The following is a 24,713-nucleotide window of genomic DNA, read 5'->3' as shown; positions in this document are numbered from 1 at the left end:
ATAAAGATGATCTCTACTCTATCTAAAATTTTTAAGCAGCTTACTGAAGGCAGCGATCTGAATTCAGGCGAATCGACCCACCCCAATTTGGCCATTGCCTCACTGTTTTTTGAAGTGTCTGGAGCTGATCACTACATTGATGAATCGGAAGAAAAAGCCACTTTGTCCATGCTAAAGAAAGTGCTCGAAGTGGATGAAGCAGAAGCGAAAGCCTTATTGGAACAAGCTAAGAATCAATCAAAAGATGTCTCTTCTCTCTATGAGTTTACTTCTCAACTCAGACACCTTGATCAACCAGAACGCATTGCTGTCATCAAAGCTTTGTGGGAGGTCGCCTACGCCGACAAGCATTTGGATCCTTTAGAGGAATCCGTCATCCGCAAAGCGGCTGAATTGCTCTATGTTGACCATAAAGATTTCATCAAGACTAAATTGGAAGTGACGGGAGATAGGTGATAAGTGATAGATCCCCCTCGACTACGACGGGTTACCTAGAGGAACTTTTCAATCAATATTTCATCTATCAGCTTGCCACGCATTTTTGCATGGCTTTTTGCTGTCCCGATGATTTCAAACCCGTGATTTAGATACGTTGACAGCGCCCTGTCGTTGTCTCCTCTCACGTACGCAAACAACTTCTCGTACCCTTTATCTTTCGCTGAATTGAACGTTGATTGAAACAATTGCTTTGCGATACCTTGCCTTCGAAATTGGCTATCCACGAAAGTACCGATAACACCAACATGATCGAATGCGCTAGTATACGTTGCAAAGGGCTCTACATTTTGAAAACCGACCACAGTATTGCACTGTTCTAATACCGCGACCTGAAACACACCGCGCGTTGGGAATTGTCGAATAAACGCTTCTTCTTCCTTCAGAGAAAAGGGTTTATCCAATATGGTAAAACGCCCCTCTTCAATGATCGGATTCAGTATGTTGATGATGCCCAATGCGTCCGACACCTCTGCTTCCCTAATAACAATATTCAACGTTTCGTCACCTGCCAACTCACAACTCATGTTAAATCCATTACTTTGTATTTATAAGCCAATGGAAATAAGGTCTCTCCCCTTCCCATCGCTCAATGGTTGCACCCAGCCCTACATAAAATTGATGAGCACGTTTATTCAGCGGACTTGCCGTCCACGAAATATGGGATACGGAGTGTTCTTCGGCGATTTCAAATAGGGTTTTCAGAATATGACGACCATATCCTTTAGACCGATACTCTCCCACAACCAATAAATCGTCGAGCCAAACAGAAGGTGTGCCGCTAAATGACGAATACCGGTAATGGTACAAAGCAAAACCCTGTACACGATTTTCTACCTCAAGCAAAATGGCATGAGCAAAAGGCTGGGGACCAAATAGTGTTGATTCAATTTTGTCTACGGTTGTCGTAACTTCACCAGAGAATCCTTTCATTTGGCGATCAAATTCTGCTTTTTCCTTAATCAAATCAAGTAAGAGGCTGGCATCTTCTACTGTGGCTTTCCTTATCCGCACTGCGTTTATCCTTCAATTTAATTGAATGTTTGGATATAAAGAGACTCGACTTTGTCGCGGGCCCATTGGGTCTTTCTTAGAAATTTGAGTGACGACTTTATCGATGGGTCATTGTAAAAGCAGTTCACATTAATCTCGTTATATAACCCATCCCAGCCGTAGTGCTCAACAAGCCGCGTGAGTATTTTTTCTAACGTGAGTCCGTGAAGTGGGTTATTTGGTTGAGATTGAGTCATGGAGCGTTATTCCTATCAACATGCAGTCTGAAATGGCACAAAGAACGCATCATATCAGGCATTGAGTGGCTACCCACGCGTTTTGTTCAGCGCTCCAAGCTTTTATTTAACGCTCAGAGTTTTTATTTAACGCTCCAAGTTTATATTTAACGCTCCAAGCTTTTGTTTCGCCTTCGAAGCAATCGAACGAGAGCGTCATTGAGGAAAAAAAGCATCCGCGGGTAAACTCAGTGCGATTTCTTCGGTGATACCGTGCTCTTCTATGTATTGCGCAATTAAGTTGAAACCAACCCAATACCCAGCGTATTTAGGAAATCTTCCGTTATCGGTACCAAAGAAATATTCAGCAAAATTAAAGTCTTTGCTAGCCAGATTGGGCTCCATTTCTTCAAGTAGATTGCGCCAACATACGTCTTCCATGCCAGTAAACAGTGATGGAATCACACCACCATTAAACCTTTGTTCGAAGTGACACGCTAACCCCTCGTAAACCAAGTTTTCAGCTAACGTATCTCCAGGAAGCCCCAACTTCATACGTTCGATATGGTTTACTTCGTGTGCCAGAACTGCCCCAAACTCTTTCGCAATGATGCTTTTGACGTCATCTCTGTCTGTATCCAACATGATTTCGATACGATAACGATTGATCGCCCATCCACCAATACCTGAGTTCGGTGCTTCCCCTTTTTCATAGGGGCTTAGCGTAACGTCGACATCATCCAAATCGAAATATTTGCATAATGGTTTAGACGCAAGGTGAAAGTAGAATTCTAATTCTGTATCCAGACCATCAAGCTTTCCCGATGAATTTAAAATCGTTAGTTTCATCTAACACCCCCTTCCACTTTGCTTTGACTTTCGCTAATCAAGTTTGAATCCAAAAAGACTTGCTTAAGCCTTGATTTTGCTTTGTTGAAAATGGCTTGGTTGATATCGGGAACCGTTTTGCTCTCCCACCCTTCACTCGGTAAATAGTTGGTGTAACGCAACTCAACTTGAATGGCTTCAACATTTGGGTTATTGCAGTATTTTGCAGTGATATACCCTCCAGTGAATACATTGTTTAACTCGGTTTCAAAGCCATTACGTTCAAATGAGGTGTTTAGTTTCTCTAAAAATTCCGGCGAAGAACTTTTTCCATAAACATTGCCTAGGCAAATATCACAGCTCATAGGTCCCATAAAACTGTGTAAGTCAATTAGGTAGGCAACGCCGAATCGCTGTATAGCGCTTTTTATCAGTTCATCCAGTGCGGAGTGATAAGGAAGATAAAAGGATTCGATTCTCTTAGAAATTTCAGAGGTAGAAGGCTTTGTAAGGTATATCTCCTCCCCCCAAGTATTTCGCTCGTAAACGATGGCTTGTTTAAACTCGCCAAACGGATCTTTTTTTAGCTCTCTATTTAGGTCGACCACATATCGACTCATGCTCGTGGAAATGATGTTTACGTTATATTCATCGAGAAAATCATAAAGCTCATTTAAGTGCCAATCCATATTGGGTAGAGAGCGTCGACCTAAGTCAGATAAATTGTTGAATGCCTCTTCACACAGCTCGACACCGCTGTGAGGAAAGCTAAATATATAAGGTGTTGAAGGATCTTTCTTTACTTTCAGCCAATGCAATTATTCACTCCTTGATGGTCATCCATCGAATAACTTGGTTGTATTGGGATGAGAGGAGACGCGGAGAAACCAGCCACCTCAAAACTCATAGGTATTTAATGGCGGCAATCATACTCACACTCTGTATACACAGCTAATCACATCAAAAAGATTTATAGAAGTTTTGAGAAGCACATCGAAGAACTAAGAAAGAGCGATTTCTAGCTAAGCTCAGAAAACAAAAAGCTTCTGCGCTGGAATAACGCAGAAGCTCTGAAGTACTGTTGCGATTGGGCAAATCACCCAGTCAGCTATATAAAGCATCGGTATGTCGAGTCTTAAATGTTAAGAGCCTGTCGATTTAATCAGAGAAAACCAGTTTATTCTTATCGAGATCTCTAACATACGCAGAAAAGCGAGGGCCACGTTGGTTTGGCTCTCCTTCACAAGTACCACCTAACTCAATGGCTTTTTCATAGAGCCTTTTTACTTCATTGGTGGACCCAACACTAAAACCAACCATTGTTCCATTTCCATTTGTGGCGGCTTCCTTATCAAAAGGGATAGCCACTGCAAACGCAAAGTCTTGGTTTTCATCTTGCCAGTAGGTCATTCTATCTGTCGCCAATACTTGGCTTAGTCCTGTATTTTCGAATAGCGAATCATAGAATGTGTTCGCGGCTTCAATGTTATTGGTTCCTACAACGAAATAGTTCATTTTCATAGCTTGATACTCTCCACTAATTTGAAAACCGATAGTGAACTGTTTCCCTGACAGAGGGTGTCAGTAGTGGTTTAGGAACCTTGCTAGAGCGTATGTTGATATTTTCTCTTTCACTACAAACATCGCGGTGGAGATCGATATGAACCTGATGATTTGGAAGCCAAATTCAATGCAAAGAATCGGTATATTGGAGAGCAAAAGACAGCAGCCAATATTAGCGTGTAAAGCAATGGTTAATTGTTAAAAGTATGAAGGTATTGGACCTTCAAAATAAGATGGGTCGTTAGAAATACACATACAATCGGTACCTTGAACGCTCGTAAAACCGAGCTTAGCGTAATATCTACGATCGATATCGCTATGAAGATAAATTGCTTTGGCATGGTGAACACTTAACAGATTCTCTTTCACCAAACTGACGAGTTTTGTACCGTGGCCTTTTCGCCGAAATTTAGGAGAGGTGGCAACTGAGCCTATACCAAAGCAACCCTTTTTTAGCCCAAAATGATTTGAATACACGAGTAGGGAAGAAACAGGATTACCATTCAATATAAACACGTACCAAGTGCCCGATTGGTACTTTTTGCTGAGTCGACAACTATCGAGATAGTCTGCCATAGAAATTCCATTGCCCCATACGTCGAATCCCATCATGTAGATTAATTCTAGTTCATCGACCGTTGCTTTTCTCGCATACACCCTTGTAACCTTCTTATCCAAATCAACCCTATACAACAAACTTTCGCAGCGAAAATTCGCATTGAATTTTAAAGTTAAAGCAAGCCAATCATGCCACATATTCGCAGCGAGTCTTGAGCAATCACGATGTCTGTTTCAACATAACGTGTACCGGTAACTTTTCAATTACAGCATCAATCAACTTTGTTCCTATGCCTCTTTTTTAAAATTTTGAGAATCAGAGACCAGTTGAATTTGAGCTCTAGAGCCGTCATAAAAGCCTTTTGCAAATCCGCAGACAACCCCTTCGATTTCAGCGACTAAAAAAACCGCACCATCACACTGAGATACCCTTCTCATTGAGCTTTTTCCCTCAACCTCTGGGTAGTCAAATTGACCATTTTCAATAAGAATGCGTTCTAATACATCACCGTCAGACTCAGTAAAGCCTCTAAATTTCACTTCCAATGCAGTTGTCTCTCCATACTTATACAACGCCTAAATAAGAGGCATTGAGTTATTTAACTTGAACTCGGGATAAGATGCTAGCGAATCCATTCAAATATATATAAATGTTACTTGTCCCAAGCCGACACTCTAAAAAGCCAACACAGAAAATTGCCGTTTGCTGTAAACCTCCTCAAACAAAAAACTCAATGCAATCTAAAAGTGCTCCTCAAATCCCTAACTGGTCATAACATTCGGTCATTTTCTGAATCTGTCGAAGACATGATCGCATCTGTATAGCGTTGACCGACTACGACTTGTTCGTTGATCATTTGATCCAACACAACGAGCGTTTGTTCATCCAATACCAAATCGGAAGCGCCGATATTTTCTTCCATATATTGAATAGTTTTAGTGCCCGGAATGGGAACTAACGTTTTATTGCCATTCGAATCGGCTTGATTCGTCAGCCATGCTAACGACAACTGTGCCATAGAGCACCCAAGTTGTTCCGCAAGCTTTTTAAAAGGGACCAACAGCTGCTTATTTTGTTGAAAAGCAAGCGGTTCAAAACGCGGTCTGGCGTTTGTACACCGAATATCATTGTCAGGTAATTGGGTGACATCCAATGCCTTACCCGTGAAGAATTGACGCCCCAAGGGAGAAAAAGGAACAAACGTAACACCTAAATCGGTGCAGGTTTGTAACAGGCGAAATTCCGGAGTGCGAGACCATAACGAGTATTCAGATTGAACTACTGCAACGGCGTACTCCTTATGAGCTCGACTTAACGTACTACTGGATATTTCAGACAACCCTATTTCTCGGATTTTCCCTTCGCGAACTAAATCGCCTAAAGCACCAACGCTTTCTTCGATGGGCACATTGGGATCCAAACGATGAAGGTAATAAAGATCGATAACCTCCGTTTTCAATCGTTTCAGGCTGGCTTCACATTGCGCCTTTAACGTTTCAGGACGTCCGTCAATAATGGCTTTGCCTTGAGAGTCTTTAACAAACCCACATTTACTCGCCAGCACATATTCATCGCGTCGCGACCTAAGCGTTTCTCCAATCAAAGATTCGTTGTGACCTCCGCCATACATCGAAGCGGTATCCAAAAATCGATACCCCACATCGAGGGCTCGATTCAATAACTTTGCCGAGGTCGCGTCGTCTGCAGGACCATATCCCATAGACATGCTCATACACCCTAACCCAATAGGTGACACATTCAATGATCCTATACGTCGCGTTTTCATACTCATCCTTGATTGATATTGCTGTTTATTTATTCGAGAGATTCAATACTTTTTCAATTTGATCAAGTACCTTCATCGCAGACAACGCTTGATGAACGCTGGCATTGGGCTCTCTTTTTTCACGAATTGCCGCAAAGAACTCCCTGTCTTGCAATTCGATTCCATTCATTGATACATCGACATTTGAAACGTCGATCGGGTTTTCTTTGCCATCAACAAGATCGTCGTAACGTGCGATGTAAGTGCCATTATCACAAATATAACGAAAGAATGTGCCAAGAGGACCGTCATTATTGAACGAAAGCGACAGTGTACAAATCGCGCCAGATTCTGTTTTTAGTCCAATGCTCATGTCCATCGCAATACCCAACTCTGGGTGTTTAGGCCCTTCCATCGCTTGAACTTGAACGATTTCTTCACCCGTTTGATAAGAAAATAGATCCACAGTATGGCAGGCATGGTGCCACAATAAGTGATCTGTCCAACTTCTTGGTTGCCCCAACGCATTCAAATTTTTCCTACGGAAAAAGTAGGTTTGTACATCCATTTGCTGAATGCTCATTTCACCCTGTTTGATTTTGTTGTGGACGTATTGGTGGCTAGGATTAAAACGGCGTGTATGCCCTGCCATCGCGATCAAACCTGTCTCGTTTTGCATTTGGCAGATGGATTCCGCATCCGCCAATGAATCCGCCATCGGGATTTCTATCATCACGTGCTTGCCCGCTTTCATTACTTGCAAAGCTTGCTTAGCGTGAATTGGTGTTGGCGAAGTAATGATGGCCGCTTCTACACCCGGTTGCACTAGTGCCTCTTCTAGATCCAGTGTCCAATGCGCAATTCCGTATTTTTTTGCCGTTAATTCAGTACTTTCTTGTACGCCACCAGCAATACTTACGACTTCAACATCGTCTATGTTTTTTATGGCGTCAAGGTGTTTATGACCAAACGCGCCTTCTCCAACTAGGCAAATTTTCATTCTAACGTCCTTTTTTTGTTACGCGCTCAGCGGTATTTTCTAACAGCGTCATGGCATAGTGTGTGTTTGATATTGGGGCATGAGTAAATCGGTGAACTTCATCCACATTAGATTGCAGAGCACCACGCATCACCAGCCACATAATAGCTTCTATGCCTTCAGAGCCAGTCTCTCGAATATACTCGGTATGCGGAGTGTCTTTAATAGACTCCGGATCGTTCACAAATTGGTTTAACCAATTGATGTCGTAATCAACGTTAATTAACCCTGCGCGCTCTCCTTGCAATTGGTGTGACAACCCACCCGTACCAAACACCACAACGTTCAGATCTTTAGGGAAAGATTCCACCGCTTTTCGGATTGCTTTGCCTAAGTTGTAGCAACGGTTGCCCGTAGGTTGTGGGTACTGCACAACATTCACAGCCAAAGGAATGACTTGGCACGGCCACGACTCGGGTTTTCCGTACATGATGGACAAAGGAACCGTCAAACCGTGGTCCACTGGCATTTCGTTAACAATGGTCATGTCGAATTCGTCGAGGATCAAAGACTCGGCTATGTGCCACGCCAATTCAGAGTTTCCCTTACACGCCGGTACCTTACGGGGCCCGTACCCTTCGTCGGCAGGTTGAAATTCGGGCGCGACCCCAATAGAGAACGTAGAGATAGACTCAAGCGAGAACGCGGACGCGTGATCGTTATAGACGATAATGCACACATCTGGTTTTACTTGTTCCATCCATTCGCGAGCCGGTTGAATACCTTCAATAAAGGGCTGCCAATAGTCGCCAGCCATTGTGTTGTTGTCCATTGTGGCGCCCACTAATGGGATATGAGAAGTGCCTACCCCTGCAATAACTTTAGCCATTTTGATTCCCCTGTTCTTTTTTACTGCGGTTCCCCTTTACTGAGCGTCCACCGTCCAGCATCATTTGCCTAAACTCGTCTACCGTCATCTCGGTTCCCGACATCGCGGCACCGGCATGTTGCATGGTCAGTCCATCGAAAATAGCCAGTTTAAAGGTGTAATATATGTTGCCTCCTAGCTTCAGCATTTCTAGCCATTCTCGGTTCAGTACGGCTTGCTTTTGTTCTTCCGTCAAAGCGTATTTATTGACGTAAGCTTGCTCATCCTTTTCAAATTCATCGCGATTTTCTTGCTTGTTCAAAGACATACAAAACATGTTCAAATGGTAGCCTTTTCGCGATTGTTCACCATCAAATACATAAGTACCTGGAATATCGTCGTAATCACGCTCGTCTCTCATAACAAACCCACCTCTTTTAATCGATTGTCCAGTCGAGAAAAAACCTGCCGAACATTCCCGGACAGTATTTTTTGTTTGTTTTCTTGCGATAAATTTAAGCCATCAATGTAGCGCTTCGTATCATCAAAATAGTGACCCGTTTTAGGATCAATACCTCTGACCGCCCCCAACATTTCTGAAGCAAACAGTATGTTTTCTATTGGTACCACCTCATTGAGTAAGTCGATGCCTTCCTGATGGTAAACACACGTATCAAAGTAAATATTATCTTTGATGAACTCCTCTAATGGTTGAAGCCCAAGCATATCGGACAGGCCTCTGAAACGTCCCCAATGGTAGGGAACGGCGCCTCCCCCATGGGGAATAATAAATTTCAAATCGGGGAAATCTTTAAACAGTGTTTTTGATTTCATCAACTGTTCAAAAGCTACCGTATCTGCGCCCAAGTAATGCGAGCCTGTTGTATGGAAGCAAGGGTGACAACAACCACTCACATGGATCATGACAGGCACACCCAACTCCGACATTTTCTCGTAGATTGGGTAGTAATAGCGGTCATCCAGCGGCGGAGCGGTCCAATGCCCTCCCGAAGGATCTGGGCTTAAGTTACAGCCCACAAACCCCAATTCAGTTACGCAGCGTTCTAGCTCTGCTGCACTGGCTTTTAAATCGGAGTTAGGCGATTGCGGCAATTGCGCTGCACCAATAAAGTTCTTGGGATAGAGCTGCGTAATCCGATAAATCAGATCGTTACAATGCTCACTCCAATATTTACTGGTCGTCTGGTTCCCAATGTGGTGCCCCATCCAGCTAGCGCGAGGCGAGAATATCGTAACGTGGGAACCGCGTTCAGTTTGAAGCTTTAACTGAGCCCCTTCTAAGCTTTCGCGTATTTGATCATCACTGATTTCTACTATGCCTTTTACATGTTCAAAAAGAGGATCTTCCGCGAGCTCTTTTTTCTGCTGCTCTCGGTAATCGCCGAGCTCACTCGGTGCCGTGGTGTAATGCCCATGGCAATCAATCACTAACGCATTTTCATTCATTTCAGATCCTCCAATGAATCTAAGTATTGGAATCCAGCCGCTTCTAATTTGGGACGCATGTTATACATATCCAAACCCAGTACGCCGCTCGCCAATTTTTGACGTTTTTCTTCTTCGTTTGCCTCACGCTGTTGGGCGGCTTCTAACGTGGTTTCTGCCAACTGTTGAGGAACGACACAAACCCCATCGTCATCAGCGACCACCACATCACCGGGCATCACCATTTGACCACCGCACACAATCGGAACGTTGACCGAACCGAGAGTATTTTTGACCGTTCCTTTAATCGATACCGCCCTTGACCAAACTGGAAAATCCATTTCTTCAAGGTCTCGCACATCGCGTACACCAGCATCGATAATCAATCCCTTCACTCCTCTAGCTTGCGCCGAGGTCGCTAATAAATCGCCAAAGTAGCCATCATCGGAAGACGATGTCGTACCGATCACCAAAATATCGCCCGGTTCACAGAGCTCTATCGCAACGTGAACCATCCAATTGTCACCGGGCTGAGCCAAAATGGTTACTGCACTGCCTGAAATCCTTGCGCCTCTGTATATGGGCCTTAATTCCGAACTGAGGTGTCCGATACGTTCCTGCGCTTCATGGACTGTTGCTGCTCCGCACTGCCCTAACGCTTCAATAGTTTTTCTATTCGCTCTGTTGATATTTCTTACTGCGACGCCTTGTATTAAATGGGTCATCGTTTCAATCCTCAAATCCGTAGAGTCGCGCGGGGTTATCCACTAAGATTTTCTTTTGAGTGGCTTCATCTCTCGCGATCAGTGGCACTAAATCCAATAAATCGGCGTCATTAGGCATGTGTTTTTTGATGTTTGGGTGCGGGTAATCCGTTCCCCACAGAATGCGGTCAGGCGCTAGATCAACTAAGCCTTGGGCATACGGAATGGCATCGTAAAAAGGAGGAGAAACTGCAATTCTTTCTGAACCACACACCTTTACCCACCAATTATCTCGCTGCATGAAATCCAGCAAAATTTGATACGCCTTCTGCCCTACTCCTCCACCGGTTGGAACTCGCCCCATGTGGTCAACAACAATTTCCATGTCCATCTGATTGAAAAAAGACTCGTATTGGATCATGTCTTCTGCATTAACATGAATCACCAAATGCCAGCCAAGTGGCTTAACCCTATCTAGGACGGTTTGCATTTTTGCTAAATCCGGTGCTCCACCTAAGTGCCGAACAAAGTTAAACCGCACTCCTCGAACTCCACCGTCATGTAAGTCTTGGAAATCATTTTCGGAAAAGGTGTCATCTGCAATGCAAACTCCTCGATAGGCACCGTCACTGCTTTTAATGGCATCCAACATGGCTCGGTTATCTGTTCCGTGACAACTTGCTTGAACCAGCACGGCTCGTTCCACTCCCAGAGTGTCATGAACCCGTTTAAGGGCATGCTTGTCGGCATCGGGTGGCCAATACGTTGATGTCATCGCATAGGGAAAAACATCATGTGGACCAAATACATGGCAATGGGCATCACACGATTTAGGAGGCGCTTTAAACCTCGGCACACGTGTATTGTTGTCTGGTGCCATACAACTGGGTTTATTCATGCTCAATTCTCCTTTTCATGCCAAGATCTCCTTCTCACGCCAATGCGTTCTTTTCCAATTATCCATTTGATTCCCTTTGGTTTTTCTCAATATGGCGCTGGATAAGCAATGCCTTTGCTCAACACCCTTGCAGTCCGAACTAAACCCACTTGATTGATGCGGCCATCTTCATCGGTACTCAGTTCGACTGAGAATTCTCCTGTCGGGTGCTCAACCGAAATGGTATTAACAGATTGAGGTAAACTGAGCGGTGTCACAGGTTGAGCAACCGAAGACGACAGCATGCATGCCGTGGCGACAGATACCGCCCCCAATACGCCAATGGCGGTATGGCACGTATGAGGGATAAAGGTCCTCGTGTGAATGTGCCCACCCGAAATCGGCTTTGAGACTAAGCTCATTTTGGGTACCACTTTGTTTGTGACATCCCCAAGGTTCATTGCTTTGCCGGCCAGTAGACGAATGGCTTCGAGTTTTGATTTCAACTCTGAATCCTGATTCAAAGCCTCCACACTTTCATAACCTGTACACCCGACATCTTTTGCTTGAATGACCACCACTGGCATTCCATTGTCAATGCACGTTGTGGGCACGCCATTAAACACATCGACTGTATTTCCCGTTGGGAGAAGCGCGCCACACACCGAACCAGCCACATCTTTGTACTGGCAAATAACTGGAGAAGCCGTTCCTGGAACGCCATCGATTTTGGTGTCCCCTTGGTAGGTCAAGGTGGCGCTCGGCGTCTCTAAAATAAGGTCGCAGTAATGGTGGCTGTTGAGCATTTTTACGCGAACCGTCGTTGTTTCTTCCGCTGCGCTAATCAATCCGCTTTCGAGAGCAAATGCCCCAACACCAGACAATATATTTCCGCAATTTGGGGACGTATCTACTCGGTTTTCTCCCACCACAACCTGAGCAAAGAGGTAGTCGACATCTGCGAGCGGATCATCCGACAAACAAACAATCGCAACCTTGCTAGTCAGTGGGTGCGCGCCGCCAAGACCATCGATTTGGCGGTGATCTCGACCCACAATATCGAGTAAGAGTTGGTCTCGTTCTTGTTCATTTTCGGGCAGATCTTTGGCAAGAAAATACAGCCCTTTCGAACTGCCACCACGTATCTGCATATAAGGGATCCCGTGCACTCTATTTCTACCTTGTACTCTGAATGAGTATTTAGATTAATCGCCATCACATCAGGAATAAATTCAACTTTTTCACAATTTATTGTACATTTGTAACGTTTTGACCATTTAATCAACAATTTTTTCACAGAGGCACCATGTCCGATATCCCCCACTATTTTCTTTACGGTGAAGCCGTCCCCTCTAACGCTTTAGCCTATTTTGATATCGCGAGGCTGGAGCAGTCTTTGCCGAAACATAATTGGGAAATTCACCCCCACCGCCATGACAATTTGCATCAGTTGCTGATTTTAGAAAAAGGCAAAATGCTGGCCCAAGTCAGGGACTTGTCAGTAGAAAGAGAAGAGCACTGTCTGTTATCGATCCCCCCCAAAGAAGTGCATGGATTTGTGCACCAACCTAACGTCGAAGGTTACATTGTCACGATTTCTCAACCCTTTCTTATGCAGCTATTCAATGAAAAAGAGCGGGAACTCTTTCCTCAGTTGTTCCGCGAATCATTAGTGGTTCAACTGGAGCCTGGTAGCCAGCATTCAAAAGAAGCGATGTATCTCACTCAGCAATTAATCAAGGAATATCATTCGTCGGATGCAGCCCAAGAATCCATGATTGGGGGCTATCTAAAAATATTGCTGTTATTGATACATCGTTCTCTCAAACCCAACCAAATTTCTGACGTGGGTCTCGATTCTAAAATTGTCGCTTACGAGGCATTTATGGCACTGGTAGACGAACATTATTTAGAGCATTGGAGTGTTGCCCAGTACGCAGATGAACTTGGTTTAAGCTCCGGCAGACTCAATCGACTGTGTCAACGATTCGCCGATCAGCATGCGTTGCAGTTGATTCACGAACGCCTTATCACCGAAGCCAAAAGACAACTTATCTACACTCAGCTTTCTGCGAAAGAGATCGGCTATAAACTCGGCTTTGAAGATCCCGGTTACTTCTCGCGCTTTTTCCGTCGAGTCAGTGGAATGCCACCAAAACAATTTCAGAAAAAAGCGCGAGAGCAGAGAGACATTACGGAATAAATGCTTATGCCCAAGTGACTTCAAATTGAAAGAGTATAGTCATCCTTGGTAACCGAATAGACGCGGTAAAAATAGAATTAAGTCCGGGAAGAAAATCATTACGGACAAAGCGCCTAACAACATAATAATAAAAGGGACGACTTGTCTAATAATGCCGGCTAATGGAATGTCGGTTGTGCCGTTAATCACAAACAGCAATATCCCATAAGGAGGCGTAATCAAACCAATCATCAAATTTACTATCGTCACAACCCCAAAGTGAACGAGATCGATTCCTAATTCACGGCAGGCAGGGATAAACAGAGGAACAATCACCAATATGACGGTCGTGGCATCCAATAAGAATCCCAGTAATAAGTAGATGAGGTTAACCAACAACAAGAATGCAATTGGAGATAAATCCAATGCTGAAATCACACCAGCAATCTGAGTCGGTACGTTTTCAGTGGCAATAATATAGTTAAAAATCAATGCCGACCCTATGACCAACCCCACCGACGCAGACGAATAAGCACTCTCTTTAATCGCATGGTAAAGCTCTTTAAAACTTATCGATCTGTACACTACAGCAGCCAATATTAGTGCATAAGCGGCTGCAACAGCGGCTGCTTCCGTGGGCGTGGTAACACCCCCATAAATGCCGTATAACAGGATCGCTGGCATCATCAAAGTCGGCAATGCTCGCCAAGTGATCTTGGGTAAATCCTTAGTGGGGGTTTTGGGCTCCATCGGAATATTCAAACGCTTCGCTTGAACGGTATTCATGATCATAAGCGCTACCCCCATCATCAGACCCGGTACCAAACCCGCGATAAATAGGAAACCAATAGAGGTATCTGACACCAAGGCATAAATGACCATGGGAATCGATGGAGGAATGATAGGACCGATAGTCGCCGAAGCAGCCGTAATCGCAGCGGCGTAACTCGGCGGGTAACGCCCATCTTTGGTCATCATATTGATGATTACGCGCCCTATGCCGGCAGCATCTGCAACCGCTGAACCTGACATGCCAGAAAAGATAAGGCTAGACACAATATTAACGTGACCAAGCCCCCCTCTGAAATGCCCAACAATGGCGACACAAAATTGAAGCAGTCGGTCTGAAATACTGCCTGCATTCATGATATTCGCAGCACAAATAAATAGCGGAACAGCCAATAAGATGTAGCTACTGTAAAACCCTTGAATAATTTGCTCGCCCGCTAAAGCGAGGTCTTGCCCACTAATAAAAAGATAAACGATAGCGCCAATCAGCATGGAATAAGATACAGGGGCGCCAAAAGCGGCCAGTAACAAAACCGTTACTAGGCATAAGCTCAACGAGATACTCATGATTACAACCTACTTTTCTCTTGTTCTTCTTTGCGCTTGGGGTTAATTAGCGTATATACCGCCCAAGAGTATCGAATAATTATCACGGCTAGGAATACGCCATAAATACTAAACACGTAATCCAATCTAATTTTCAAAATGGCGCTCTTTTTAATCTTATAAAAAGTAATGTAATCCCAAGTAGGTGCTAAGCTGATTCCAAAACCTACAATGATCCCAAGAGCGGCCAAAAAGAACATTGCTCTTTGTATTTTTTTGGGGGCGCTGAGATACAAAATATCGAAACGAATGTGGTCGCTGCTTTTTAGACAAAATGCCCCTGTCCAAAAAATGAGCCAGAGCCAAAGAGTGAGACAGAGTTCTTCTGACCACCCTAATGGTTCGTTCAACGCATATCGCGAAAATATCTGAGCGCAAAATATGATGAACATAGCGGCTAACATTGTAACCGCGATGCCATCAGCTGCTTTTTTCAGCCAATTCCAGATAGTCATAAATTCAAAGCTTTATAGTGCGTTGATCTTTTCAAGAAGACCTTCAGGCCAGGTTTTTGAAAAGTCGGAGTTTAAATAAGTACTTTGAACTTGTTTACGAAACGCATCCACATTGGGCGTGTACACTTTCAAACCCTGATCTCGGAAAAAGTCTGCTAATTCATTTTCCAATTGCAATTGCTTTTGGCGTCCGAACTCTGCAGTGGTTTCTGCAGCCATTAGCAGTTTCGCTTGCTCCTCTTTCGAGAATTTATTGAACACTTTATTGGAAATGGCTAAGTAGTTCAGATCCACTAGGTGACTGGTTAGTACGATTTGCTTTGTCACTTCATAGAATTTAGCGTCTTTCGTGGTTGGTAACGGATTGTCCTGACCGTCAACGGCTCCCGTTTGAAGCGCGGTATAAACTTCAGTAAACGACATTGGCGTTGGGTTGGCACCCAATGCTTTGCCTAAAAATTGCCATGCATCGGATCCTGGCATGCGCAGTTTCACCCCTTTCAGGTCGTCTGGCGTTTGGATTTCAGTATCGGTACGCAGATTCAATTGACGTCGCCCCATATACATAACCGTCAAGAGCTTAACGTTTAGTACGTCTTCCACTTTCTCTTTGAATTCATCCATGAAGTCAGCATTGAATACCGCCACTTGGTGAGCGGCATCTCTGTGCATGTAACCCGCAGAAAAGATAGAAAACTCAGGAATAAACTCAGCCAGTTCTTGCGCTGACGTGATGGTCATGTCCAAGTTTCCTCGCGCAATTGCTTCTAACTCTGTGCCTTGTTTAAACAATGAGGCATTCCAATGCGGTTCAAACGTCGCAAAATCAGAAACTCCAGGACCAAACTTTTCTAACAAAGCCACAGCACGTTGATCCGTTTCTGAGCTCGTCGCCGATAAGCGCAATTTAACATCAGACGCATTTGCAATACTGGTTGCGGACAACGCAACAGTCATCGCAACTGTCGTAAAGGCTTTTTTAAACTGGCTTGCAACATTGTTCATTTTCATTATGACACACTCCTTTGTGTAAAAAGACCAAACCAAATGGTCGGCCTCAAAGTGGGCATTAACAGGTTTACACACATTAACACCTTAATCTCTGATCAATAATTGCACGATTTTTTCACCTCGTACAACCCTTAATGTTAATTTTGTAGATTATTTGTTAAAACATCACTCATTTTTAAAAATAGGTGACAAAAATGATTTGACATCGATAAATGAAAAACTCATAAATATAAGCAGTCACCCCAAAAATCGATCTTAATCGTGTGTTACTGTAAAAATAGTAGATAGCAATAGCGCGCTTTGATAGGAAACCGAATGAATCTTTATGAAACCTTGCGTAACGATATTTTGATGGGTGCTTTCGAGCCCGGTAGCAAACTTAAAATGGATACGTTGAAAGGCCGTTATAACAGTGGTGTGAACGTGTTAAGAGAAAGCTTAGCAAGGCTATCAAGCGAGGGGCTTGTTGAGGCAGAAGGCCAAAAGGGGTTCAGTATTGCCAGCGCTTCGAACGAGCGAATGAACGAGTTGACTCGCCTTAGAGTCTTGCTTGAAAGCGATGGGGCAAAGCAGTCTTTCTCTAATGGTGGAATGGAGTGGGAAAGTAATCTGGTTGCCGCTCACCATAAGCTTTTGCACGTTGAACGAAAGATGCGAGAGGATATCGAAGAACATTTTGGAATGTGGCATCAATGCGATTACGAATTTCATGCGGCATTGATTGCGGCTTGCGGATCTGAGTTACACATCCACTACCACAAACAGATTTATGACCAATTTCGTCAATTTGTGGTTGTTGAATTAAAGACCAATGGTTTCCGCGGTACCGATATAGTAGATGAGCATGAATCCATTATGGAAGCAGCGCTCAAAAGAGATTTCAACGCATGCCAGGAAGCCATTGAATCGCACTTATTTGGTTTCGTTAATCGCTTAAAAGTGTCTGAATAACACGTTCAAAACGGGGACTAACGCCAAATACAGAGTCATGAAAGCATTAATAATACCGAAGGGGGTGAGCAACCCTAAGTAGGACGAACGTTCTTCCCCTTCAAATTCAAGATTGGTTCTTTGACTATTCCCGAAAAGAACCAACCTACCCTCTAATAAAATGTATCACTCTACGTGAGGGTTTCGCTCATCTAAAGAAATTGCCAATACAAGGATGGCCTGTTTGCCCATGGAAAAAATTAATATTACTGTTGTCGGAGCCGGGCTCATTGGAAAGAGTCATATTAAGTTATTAACATCTGACAATTCGAATTACGCTTTGTTTGCGATTGTTGACCCGACCGATGACGGACGAGAGCTTGCAAAAAATCTCGGTGTCCCTTGGTACAGTGAGCTTGAGACAATGTTCAGTGACTCGGATTCCAATTCCTCCGAACGTTCTAAAAAACCTGATGGTGTTATTCTGGCTACGCCAAATCACCTTCATGTAGAACAAGCTATCGCCTGCTTAGAAGCGGGGATACCTGCCATCATCGAAAAGCCGGTGGCTCACTCTCTTTCAGAGGGAGAACGCTTGTATCGCATTGCTCAAGATTACTCTACCCCCCTGCTTGTCGGTCACCACCGTATGCATAGCCCTATTATGCGTAAAGCAAAAGAGCTCATAGATTCTGGTTCATTGGGGGCGACTGTTGCCGTGACAGGCAGTGCTCTTTTCTACAAGCCCGACGATTATTTTGAACTAGGGACTTGGCGAACCAAAATCGGAGGGGGTCCTATTCTCATCAACATGATCCATGAAATAGGCAATCTTCGATATTTATGTGGGGAAATTTCTTCAGTACAAGCTACGGCATCTAATACACACCGTGGATTTGAAGTTGAAGACACCGTTGCTATCGTATTTTCTTTTTCCAACGGTACGCTGGGCACATTTATTCTTTCGGACACGGCGGGATCGGCTCGAAGCTGGGAGCAAACCACACAAGAGAACAAATCTTACGCTACCTACCCCGATGAAGATTGTTACCACATCGCTGGAACTCACGGTTCGCTTTCCGTTCCCACCCTCAAGCTAAAACGTTACTTGAAGGATGAAGATCGATCTTGGTGGAAACCTTTCGAATGTAGTGATGTGGAATTAGAAAGAAAAGATCCCTTGGAAGCTCAGCTCCACCACTTTTGTAACGTGATTAGGGGCCAAGCTGAACCTTTGGTGAGTGTCCATGATGGTGTTCAAAATTTACGTGTCACCGAAGCCATTGTTGAGGCGGTGAAGAGTGGAGAGAAAGTGTTTATACAAACACCGCCTTTTCAAGACCTAGAATCTGCTCAAGGAAGAAAATAATGTCCTCTATATTCGTAATCAATGGCCCTAACCTCAATCTTCTCGGTCAACGGGAACCTGAACAATACGGTAATTCTACGTTAGATGATGTAGAGGCACTTTGTCATCAAACCGCTAAAGAGCATGGTGTGACCATCAAATTCATGCAAAGCAATCATGAAGGTGTGCTTATTGACTGGTTTCATGAGGCGGGCATTGGTGTAAAGAACGGTTCAATTCTGGGCGTTGTCTTTAACCCCGGCGCTTTTACTCATACCTCGGTGGCGTTGCATGATGCTATTAAAGGCACTCAAGTACCCACCATTGAAACCCATATTTCTAATGTCCACGCTCGAGAAGCTTTCAGAAACCATTCATATATCTCCCCTGTAGCAAATGGAATTATCGTAGGGTTTGGCATTCAGGGATACGCATTAGCCATCAAAGGGTTAATTCACCAAACAAGGGGGTAATGGTAATGCTCTATTCTATTGCGACGATTTGTCTTTCAGGATCATTAAGACAAAAAATTGAAGCCAGCGCCAAAGCGGGTTTTCGTGGAATTGAAATTTTTGAAGCCGACTTGATCAACCATAACGGTTCAATAAAAGAAATTCGCTCAATGCTTGATGATAACGGGTTAAGTGTCGTTGCTTATCAACCATTGAGAGATTTTGAAGGCTTGCCCGCACCGTATCGTGATCGTATCTTTCAGCGAGCCAATCAAAAGTTCGACATTATGGATGAGCTTGGAACCGATCTTCTTATGGTTTGCAGCAGTTGTTCGCCGCATGCCTTGGGCGGAATTCAAAGAGCTGCCGACGACTTTAGTGAACTTGGATCTATCGCGGAGAAAAGAGAGAAGCGAGTCGCCTATGAAGCTCTCGCGTGGGGTAAGCATGTATTTGATTACAGAGACTCCTGGGAAATTGTTCGCCGAGCTAATCACGAGAAAATAGGCGTTTGTTTAGATACGTTCCATATTTTCTCTAGAGGTACCGAAATTGATTCTATGCTGAACATTCCGGGGGAAAAGATTTTCCTAGTACAAGCCGCCGATGCTCCACGCCTGTCTATGGACCACCTGAGTTGGAGTCGACATTTTCGCTGCTTCCCCGGTCAAGGAGAGCTTCCCCTAGACCAATTTATGAAAAATCTTCACGCTACAGGATATGACGGTCCATTTTCTCTCGAAATTTTTAACGACCAATTTCGATCAAGTTCTCCAGAAAAAACCGCTATTGATGGATACCGCTCCTTAGTTTTTGCCAACAATAGAAGTGAAGATATTAAGGCATCTAAGCCAGCCAATAGACAAGATCATGTAGCCGGAACTAATGTGCTTCCATCAAGTTCATTATTGCCCAAAACATTTCCGCCTTCTGAAGTCCAATTTATAGAGTTCGCCCTTAATATCAAAGAGCGAGAGGCGCTTACGTTACTGCTCGGTAACCTAGGGTTTTACCACGCTGGAACTCACAAGAAGAAGAACGTAGAACTATGGCGTCAGGGAAGTATTAACCTAGTCATGAACCTTGAACCTGATAGCTTCGCGCAACAATACCACCAAAAACATGGCGCCTCTGTTTGTGCTGTTGGGTTAACTTGTACCGACGTTCCTAAATTGCTCGACCGCGCCAATAAGCTCTGTTACCAAGTTCACGGTAACACAAGCTCTGACACGCACGGGATACCAGCCATTCAAGGCCCCGGAGAAAGCTTAATTTATCTGGTTGATGAATCTGACCAACCCGCTCATTGGGAGCGAGAGTTTGAATGGAATGAGCCTGCCGAGCTACAAGCGTATCTAACGGCAATTGATCACATCGCCACCACCATGCCCTATGAAGAAATGTTGCATTCTATTCTGCTGTACCGCGCAATGTTTAACATGGTCGGCTCCCCTAGCGTCAGCCTGACAGACCCGAGCGGGTTAGTGAAAAGCCAGGCAATGCAAACACCGGATAATCGAGTTGCCTTCACACTCAATAGCTCTCAAGCCTCACGTACCGTCTCTAATAAAATTTTGGATACGTACGCCGGAACAGGGGTAAACCATATCGCATTCAGCACCCGAGATATTTTTGCAATGGCTGAAAAGTTAGCGTCTCTCAATGTAAAAACGATGCCGGTTACTGATAACTATTATGACGATCTCGCCACGAGATTCGGTCTGTCTTCGGAACAATTGTCGCTTATGAGGCGCTTTAATATCCTTTACGATGAAGACGAGCACGGTGTGTTCTATCAACTGTACTCGGAGCTCTTTGAAGGGCGATTCTGTTTCGAAATTGTTCAGAGAGATGGGTACCGGGGTTTTGGTGCGCCTAACTCGCAAATCAGAATGACCATGCAGGCGAAAGAACTAGAGTCTCTGTAACTCTATCGGTATTCCTTTCTTTGTCTTTTACACGCTGTGTATATAAAACGGCTTATTCACAAATAAGCCGTTAATCTCACCCAAAAAGAGCAAACTTCACCTCTGATATTCCCTAATTCAAACGAAGTGATCTTTTGATTGGAAACGAGAATATGCCCAAACCACCGATTTATCCCCTTAGTGTTGACCGTCGGCTAGAAGTGTTTATTAAGTACGTGCTGAAACCAACGTTTCTACAGCCAACCTTCCAAGGGCATCAGCGGCCAATGGACTTGCTCCTGTAATTAACAAGCGATCACGACAAACTGTATTGTCAGCTTTACTATTCGCTAACTCCACGCCTAAATCTTTTAACTTCTCACTCAATCCCCAAGGCATCTTACCCGGTAAGTAGCCGATCATCGGTGTTTGAGCATCAACTGAATCAGGGAAAACTGCCATTTTATACCCCTGATATAAAAACTCAGAACCATTCATATGAGTAGATAAGAAAGCAGCTGGACCATGACAAATAGAAATTGTAAAAACATCGTTGTCGTGTGCCCAATTTAGAACAGTGCCAACACTTTTATCTTCTGGGAGCCCCAACATTGCACCATGACCGCCAGGAATAAATACGGCTGCATAATCTTCAACGTTCAATCCACCGTTGACTAATTCAGCCAGACTAATGGGGTTTTCCAATTGTTCTTTGTATTCACTGTAAATAGAATTTACGTGCTCATCTTTATGGGGAAATGCCCACATTTCTATGATCGCGGGCTTACCATTAGGCGTAGATATTTCAAACTCATAGCCTGCATTTCTAAGATGCAGCATGGGTACTAGAGTTTCAACAGGGTGATTACCAGTCGAAAAAAGCTTCCCGTTTTTCATTTCCATATTTTTTTGCTCGGTCGCCAAGACTAAGATTTTTCGCCTTGATCCGTCTACAGGGCTGTATTCAACTTCTTTGTAATCGGTCTTGTCAGCAGTTGCAATTTTCAAAGCAACCTTTGAAGGTGAATATGAACCATCCGATTCTAATTTTGGTGCTAACCCTAATAACTTCTTAAACACAATTCGCATCCTTTCATTATGTTGATAGCTAGATATTAGCCCAGTAAATTCAACCGACAAAGCTAAGCTTTAGAAATCTGATTGACTGTTTTTTTAGACTACTTGCTGAGAGAGCCTTAGAGTGAACTATTCCTCTTAGCTGGACGTATAGAAAAAACTAAACATTAACGGAGTTATTCATGTTTTCTTTTTTTAAGAGCAACCCAGCTAAGAAACTCAAAAAAAGACACTCAATGCTGCTTGAACAAGCTATGCACACCCAAAGAAACGGTGATATTAGAACTTACTCGCAACTAACAGCTGAGGCAGAAGAAGTTTTTCAAGAAATTAAGAGTTTGAGTCCTTCAAAAACCTAACGCCAATATAAGGTGCCAGCCACCCTTTAACCACGTGAAATTTTGAATTCTATTACGGACATTTCGGTTTGATGAAACACAAAACGCTTTACTGGTTTACTCATGATTTGAGACTTCAGGACAACGATTTATTACAACTTGCCCTACACACTTCTGAACAAATTACTTTCATATACATTTTTGATGAGCATTTGGGTAATTGCGTACAATTTAATTCGCGAAAAAATGGTAAAGAGAGTGGGCAAACGTCATTTACTGTTCAAAAAAATGTGCGGGTCAACGTAGGTAAATTAAAGACTGATTATGAATCCGTACTACGATGCGTTAACACTAACTCATTGTTCGATTAACGATTTTGTTAGAAATGATAAAGATGAATCTATTGGGTAATTTTCCAGCACCATCTGACACTTGTACCCATACCTTTCATAAAAGGGCTTCGCTTGAAAGCTGAGAGTATCAACCAGTACCGATTGGCAGCCTTGGGATTTCGCATAGTTTTCAATGTGATGAAGAAGCTGACTACCAACTCGTTTCCCCCTCATAGAATCATCAACCCAAAGAAATTTGATAAGTAACCAATTACCCCAAATATCAGCGATAATACCTCCAATTTTATTTTCTCCATCGACTGCATAGTACCCAACTTGCGACTTAGGTATCCCCTCCAGAAATGGAGTGTTGTGCTTGATTAACCCACCACGAATTTCACTGATATCACTATCCGATGGCTCTATATCTAATTTGTATTCCATACATTTCCTAAATTTGGAGTTACTAGGGCAACTAACGCCAGCTTAAAGTATCAAGCACCAAACCATACCACCCCAAAACAGAATATTCATTGTCCAAACTACTGCGCTCTGAACTGGGAGCATATGGAAAACTAATTGTGGACATGTTTTGAGTTCGCTTAGGGTGAATAGCATTTGCGGTTGATAATCCCAACTCGTAGCAAAACGCAAAGCTCTTTTGGATCTAGGGTGATTCGCCAAATATTTAGCGTAAGACGTATAAATTGTCCACGCACCTAAAATGCCGTAAATCTCTATTAAAGAAATAATTTCCAAAGTAACAGGAAGCAGCGAGGGGCCTCCGATAAATAAAATGACTGCAAATACCCACTTTTTGTTTCCCATGAGACTTCCTTACTTTGGTTTAAGCTAACGCCTAGTTAAGTAGCCAAAAACGCCAATTGCCGTTTCCGTAAGCCACCGTAATTAACAAATCCACCGCAAACAAAAATGCCACGTGTTGTTTGTCAGTTTGTTGTTTTTGTTATGCGTGCAGCTCAATTTTTTGATCTAAAAATTACAACGAATGATAATTATGAAAATCAATAACGGATATTGATCACACTTTAACTCTTTGCTATAGTTCTCGCAGATATATTTGGTAATTTAATTACACAAAGGAGCCCATTATGCTATCTGTAATTAAGAACATTTTCGTACCGACTAAAGACTACGCTGGACGCAGTGTTAATGCCGTTATCGCTAGACTTGCAGCGCAAACAAACACTCACGTACACGCTTGGTCATATCTAAAAGAATTAGAAGTTTACGAGAATACTGAAACTGGCACACGCGTTTACCGCCATGAAACCAGCCAGCGCGCAGCGTAAAAAACCTCTCCCTTCTCTAAAGACTAGGGTCGACTCACTCACGACCCTTTCTACTCCCCTAAGCACACTGCTATACCCACCAAAAAGTAGACAACGCACAAAACAAGTCGCTGTACTACGCCCCAAACACTAAAATTACTGCAAACCAGAAATGCCACGCGTTGGCTGCCGATTTGAAGCTTCTGTTCGAGCGATACAAGCAAACAGGCTCGCTTGGCACTGAAGCACTTAGCTTGTATTTGATGGATAGCATCTTAGTCAACAAAGCTTTCCGCAACCAGACCACAAAACTTAAAACACCAACTAACTCGAGAATTTGGAAAAAGGAACCGAGAGAAGAGCTTAAAAATCAGACAAGTCTATTAAATTTTTAGCCCCACAGAGGCTTAGCTTACATAGAACTCACAATTTTGAAGTAGGCTTAGGATTTGAACCCAAGAATAATAATGCCGGCAAGGTACGAGAACCTTGTAACCCTTGAGTCATCAAAGCGCTATAACGCCCGATACTAAGCGCTGGTTAAGTACTCAATGTATATAACCTTATGTTTAAATATTTGATTAATTAAAATATTTAATAATAGTGTAGTGGCATAGTGAATTTGGCCACCTGATTAGAGGTGTTAAGATGCACCTCGTACACAACAGGTGGAACTATGAC

Annotated in this window: 31 protein-coding genes; 9 read left to right on the top strand and 22 right to left on the bottom strand. The window is 43.5% G+C overall.

The window, feature by feature from the left end:
- Positions 1 to 6: 6 nt before the first annotated feature.
- Positions 7 to 456, top strand: coding sequence for a TerB family tellurite resistance protein (locus Q8W40_RS19260; RefSeq protein WP_305399484.1), 450 nt, complete (start codon positions 7 to 9; stop codon positions 454 to 456).
- A gap of 35 nt (positions 457 to 491) precedes the next feature.
- Here the strand turns inward: Q8W40_RS19260 and Q8W40_RS19255 are convergent, their stop codons facing one another.
- The 16 genes from Q8W40_RS19255 to Q8W40_RS19180 form a co-directional block, all read right to left on the bottom strand.
- On the bottom strand, positions 492 to 992 hold the full coding sequence (locus Q8W40_RS19255; RefSeq protein ID WP_305399634.1) for a GNAT family N-acetyltransferase: 501 nt from the start codon (positions 990 to 992) through the stop codon (positions 492 to 494).
- Between the two features lie 40 nt (positions 993 to 1,032).
- Complete coding sequence (locus Q8W40_RS19250) at positions 1,033 to 1,509, bottom strand: GNAT family N-acetyltransferase (RefSeq protein WP_305399483.1); 477 nt, start codon at positions 1,507 to 1,509, stop codon at positions 1,033 to 1,035.
- A 17-nt stretch (positions 1,510 to 1,526) separates the two neighbouring features.
- Positions 1,527 to 1,745, bottom strand: a complete 219-nt coding sequence (locus Q8W40_RS19245; protein ID WP_101113680.1) for a VF530 family DNA-binding protein — start codon at positions 1,743 to 1,745, stop codon at positions 1,527 to 1,529.
- A 195-nt stretch (positions 1,746 to 1,940) separates the two neighbouring features.
- Positions 1,941 to 2,573 (bottom strand): DUF2268 domain-containing putative Zn-dependent protease, encoded by a 633-nt coding sequence (locus tag Q8W40_RS19240; protein ID WP_305399481.1) that lies wholly within the window; start codon positions 2,571 to 2,573, stop codon positions 1,941 to 1,943.
- Entirely contained in the window at positions 2,570 to 3,370 is an 801-nt protein-coding gene (locus tag Q8W40_RS19235) for an N-formylglutamate amidohydrolase (protein WP_305399480.1), read from the bottom strand. The genes Q8W40_RS19240 and Q8W40_RS19235 overlap by 4 nt, the downstream gene beginning before the upstream one ends.
- 340 nt (positions 3,371 to 3,710) lie before the next feature.
- Positions 3,711 to 4,073 (bottom strand): VOC family protein, encoded by a 363-nt coding sequence (locus tag Q8W40_RS19230; RefSeq protein WP_305399478.1) that lies wholly within the window; start codon positions 4,071 to 4,073, stop codon positions 3,711 to 3,713.
- Between the two features lie 240 nt (positions 4,074 to 4,313).
- A complete protein-coding gene (locus Q8W40_RS19225; protein ID WP_305399476.1) occupies positions 4,314 to 4,772 on the bottom strand; it encodes a GNAT family N-acetyltransferase in 459 nt (152 codons plus the stop codon).
- 189 nt (positions 4,773 to 4,961) lie between these two features.
- The gene (locus Q8W40_RS19220; RefSeq protein ID WP_305399474.1) at positions 4,962 to 5,219 is read right to left on the bottom strand and encodes a hypothetical protein; all 258 of its coding nucleotides are present in this window, start codon (positions 5,217 to 5,219) and stop codon (positions 4,962 to 4,964) included.
- Between the two features lie 224 nt (positions 5,220 to 5,443).
- Entirely contained in the window at positions 5,444 to 6,460 is a 1,017-nt protein-coding gene (locus Q8W40_RS19215; protein WP_305399472.1) for an aldo/keto reductase, read from the bottom strand.
- Between the two features lie 25 nt (positions 6,461 to 6,485).
- A complete protein-coding gene (locus tag Q8W40_RS19210) occupies positions 6,486 to 7,439 on the bottom strand; it encodes a Gfo/Idh/MocA family oxidoreductase (RefSeq protein WP_305399470.1) in 954 nt (317 codons plus the stop codon).
- Between the two features lies 1 nt (position 7,440).
- On the bottom strand, positions 7,441 to 8,307 hold the full coding sequence (locus Q8W40_RS19205; protein ID WP_305399468.1) for a class III extradiol dioxygenase subunit beta: 867 nt from the start codon (positions 8,305 to 8,307) through the stop codon (positions 7,441 to 7,443).
- Positions 8,300 to 8,707 carry a protocatechuate 4,5-dioxygenase subunit alpha gene (gene ligA / locus Q8W40_RS19200; protein WP_305399466.1) on the bottom strand — a complete coding sequence of 136 codons (408 nt, stop codon included), beginning with the start codon at positions 8,705 to 8,707 and terminating at the stop codon, positions 8,300 to 8,302. Before ligA ends, Q8W40_RS19205 begins: the two co-directional genes overlap by 8 nt.
- Positions 8,704 to 9,753, bottom strand: a complete 1,050-nt coding sequence (locus tag Q8W40_RS19195; protein ID WP_305399464.1) for an amidohydrolase family protein — start codon at positions 9,751 to 9,753, stop codon at positions 8,704 to 8,706. Before Q8W40_RS19195 ends, ligA begins: the two co-directional genes overlap by 4 nt.
- Positions 9,750 to 10,457 carry a 4-carboxy-4-hydroxy-2-oxoadipate aldolase/oxaloacetate decarboxylase gene (gene ligK, locus Q8W40_RS19190; protein WP_305399462.1) on the bottom strand — a complete coding sequence of 236 codons (708 nt, stop codon included), beginning with the start codon at positions 10,455 to 10,457 and terminating at the stop codon, positions 9,750 to 9,752. Before ligK ends, Q8W40_RS19195 begins: the two co-directional genes overlap by 4 nt.
- 4 nt (positions 10,458 to 10,461) lie before the next feature.
- Entirely contained in the window at positions 10,462 to 11,334 is an 873-nt protein-coding gene (locus Q8W40_RS19185; RefSeq protein WP_305399460.1) for an amidohydrolase family protein, read from the bottom strand.
- Between the two features lie 86 nt (positions 11,335 to 11,420).
- Positions 11,421 to 12,482 carry a 4-oxalomesaconate tautomerase gene (locus tag Q8W40_RS19180; RefSeq protein WP_305399458.1) on the bottom strand — a complete coding sequence of 354 codons (1,062 nt, stop codon included), beginning with the start codon at positions 12,480 to 12,482 and terminating at the stop codon, positions 11,421 to 11,423.
- A 137-nt stretch (positions 12,483 to 12,619) separates the two neighbouring features.
- Between Q8W40_RS19180 and Q8W40_RS19175 the strand changes: the two genes are divergently transcribed.
- Positions 12,620 to 13,516 carry a helix-turn-helix domain-containing protein gene (locus Q8W40_RS19175; protein WP_305399456.1) on the top strand — a complete coding sequence of 299 codons (897 nt, stop codon included), beginning with the start codon at positions 12,620 to 12,622 and terminating at the stop codon, positions 13,514 to 13,516.
- A 39-nt stretch (positions 13,517 to 13,555) separates the two neighbouring features.
- On the opposite strand, the gene Q8W40_RS19170 is transcribed toward Q8W40_RS19175, so the two are convergent.
- Genes Q8W40_RS19170 through Q8W40_RS19160 form a run of 3 tightly spaced genes read right to left on the bottom strand, consistent with a single transcriptional unit; the run spans position 13,556 to position 16,356 of the window.
- Entirely contained in the window at positions 13,556 to 14,851 is a 1,296-nt protein-coding gene (locus tag Q8W40_RS19170; RefSeq protein ID WP_101113667.1) for a TRAP transporter large permease, read from the bottom strand.
- A gap of 2 nt (positions 14,852 to 14,853) precedes the next feature.
- Positions 14,854 to 15,345 carry a TRAP transporter small permease gene (locus Q8W40_RS19165; RefSeq protein ID WP_305399454.1) on the bottom strand — a complete coding sequence of 164 codons (492 nt, stop codon included), beginning with the start codon at positions 15,343 to 15,345 and terminating at the stop codon, positions 14,854 to 14,856.
- Between the two features lie 12 nt (positions 15,346 to 15,357).
- Positions 15,358 to 16,356: a sialic acid TRAP transporter substrate-binding protein SiaP gene (locus Q8W40_RS19160; RefSeq protein WP_305399453.1), complete on the bottom strand. Its 999-nt coding sequence runs from the start codon at positions 16,354 to 16,356 to the stop codon at positions 15,358 to 15,360.
- 315 nt (positions 16,357 to 16,671) lie between these two features.
- On the opposite strand from Q8W40_RS19160, the gene Q8W40_RS19155 reads away from it, so the two are divergent.
- From Q8W40_RS19155 to Q8W40_RS19140, 4 genes are all read left to right on the top strand, one after another.
- Entirely contained in the window at positions 16,672 to 17,307 is a 636-nt protein-coding gene (locus tag Q8W40_RS19155; RefSeq protein ID WP_305399452.1) for a GntR family transcriptional regulator, read from the top strand.
- A gap of 229 nt (positions 17,308 to 17,536) precedes the next feature.
- The gene (locus Q8W40_RS19150; RefSeq protein WP_305399451.1) at positions 17,537 to 18,655 is read left to right on the top strand and encodes a Gfo/Idh/MocA family protein; all 1,119 of its coding nucleotides are present in this window, start codon (positions 17,537 to 17,539) and stop codon (positions 18,653 to 18,655) included.
- Complete coding sequence (aroQ, locus tag Q8W40_RS19145; RefSeq protein WP_126606289.1) at positions 18,655 to 19,107, top strand: type II 3-dehydroquinate dehydratase; 453 nt, start codon at positions 18,655 to 18,657, stop codon at positions 19,105 to 19,107. The genes Q8W40_RS19150 and aroQ overlap by 1 nt, the downstream gene beginning before the upstream one ends.
- Positions 19,108 to 19,112: 5 nt before the next feature.
- A complete protein-coding gene (locus Q8W40_RS19140) occupies positions 19,113 to 21,014 on the top strand; it encodes a bifunctional sugar phosphate isomerase/epimerase/4-hydroxyphenylpyruvate dioxygenase family protein (protein WP_305399450.1) in 1,902 nt (633 codons plus the stop codon).
- A 207-nt stretch (positions 21,015 to 21,221) separates the two neighbouring features.
- Here the strand turns inward: Q8W40_RS19140 and hchA are convergent, their stop codons facing one another.
- Entirely contained in the window at positions 21,222 to 22,073 is an 852-nt protein-coding gene (hchA, locus tag Q8W40_RS19135) for a glyoxalase III HchA (protein ID WP_305399449.1), read from the bottom strand.
- A 179-nt stretch (positions 22,074 to 22,252) separates the two neighbouring features.
- On the opposite strand from hchA, the gene Q8W40_RS19130 reads away from it, so the two are divergent.
- Together Q8W40_RS19130 and Q8W40_RS28120 are read left to right on the top strand one after the other, a co-directional pair.
- Positions 22,253 to 22,429 (top strand): DUF6435 family protein, encoded by a 177-nt coding sequence (locus tag Q8W40_RS19130; RefSeq protein WP_305399448.1) that lies wholly within the window; start codon positions 22,253 to 22,255, stop codon positions 22,427 to 22,429.
- A 71-nt stretch (positions 22,430 to 22,500) separates the two neighbouring features.
- A complete protein-coding gene (locus Q8W40_RS28120; protein WP_370693405.1) occupies positions 22,501 to 22,779 on the top strand; it encodes a deoxyribodipyrimidine photo-lyase in 279 nt (92 codons plus the stop codon).
- On the opposite strand, the gene Q8W40_RS19125 is transcribed toward Q8W40_RS28120, so the two are convergent.
- Positions 22,765 to 23,184: a GNAT family N-acetyltransferase gene (locus Q8W40_RS19125; RefSeq protein WP_305399447.1), complete on the bottom strand. Its 420-nt coding sequence runs from the start codon at positions 23,182 to 23,184 to the stop codon at positions 22,765 to 22,767. The genes Q8W40_RS28120 and Q8W40_RS19125 overlap by 15 nt on opposite strands.
- A 42-nt stretch (positions 23,185 to 23,226) precedes the next feature.
- Positions 23,227 to 23,568, bottom strand: coding sequence for a hypothetical protein (locus tag Q8W40_RS19120; RefSeq protein WP_305399445.1), 342 nt, complete (start codon positions 23,566 to 23,568; stop codon positions 23,227 to 23,229).
- A 284-nt stretch (positions 23,569 to 23,852) separates the two neighbouring features.
- Here Q8W40_RS19120 and Q8W40_RS19115 point away from each other — a divergent pair, with 284 nt between their 5' ends.
- Complete coding sequence (locus Q8W40_RS19115; RefSeq protein WP_101113657.1) at positions 23,853 to 24,053, top strand: hypothetical protein; 201 nt, start codon at positions 23,853 to 23,855, stop codon at positions 24,051 to 24,053.
- The last annotated feature ends 660 nt before the right edge of the window (positions 24,054 to 24,713 follow it).

It is taken from the genome of Vibrio penaeicida, from assembly GCF_030689305.1.
GTDB lineage: Bacteria > Pseudomonadota > Gammaproteobacteria > Enterobacterales > Vibrionaceae > Vibrio > Vibrio penaeicida_B.
The sequence above is the reverse complement of the archived record's forward strand: the minus strand, read 5'-3'. Positions and strand labels throughout refer to the sequence as shown.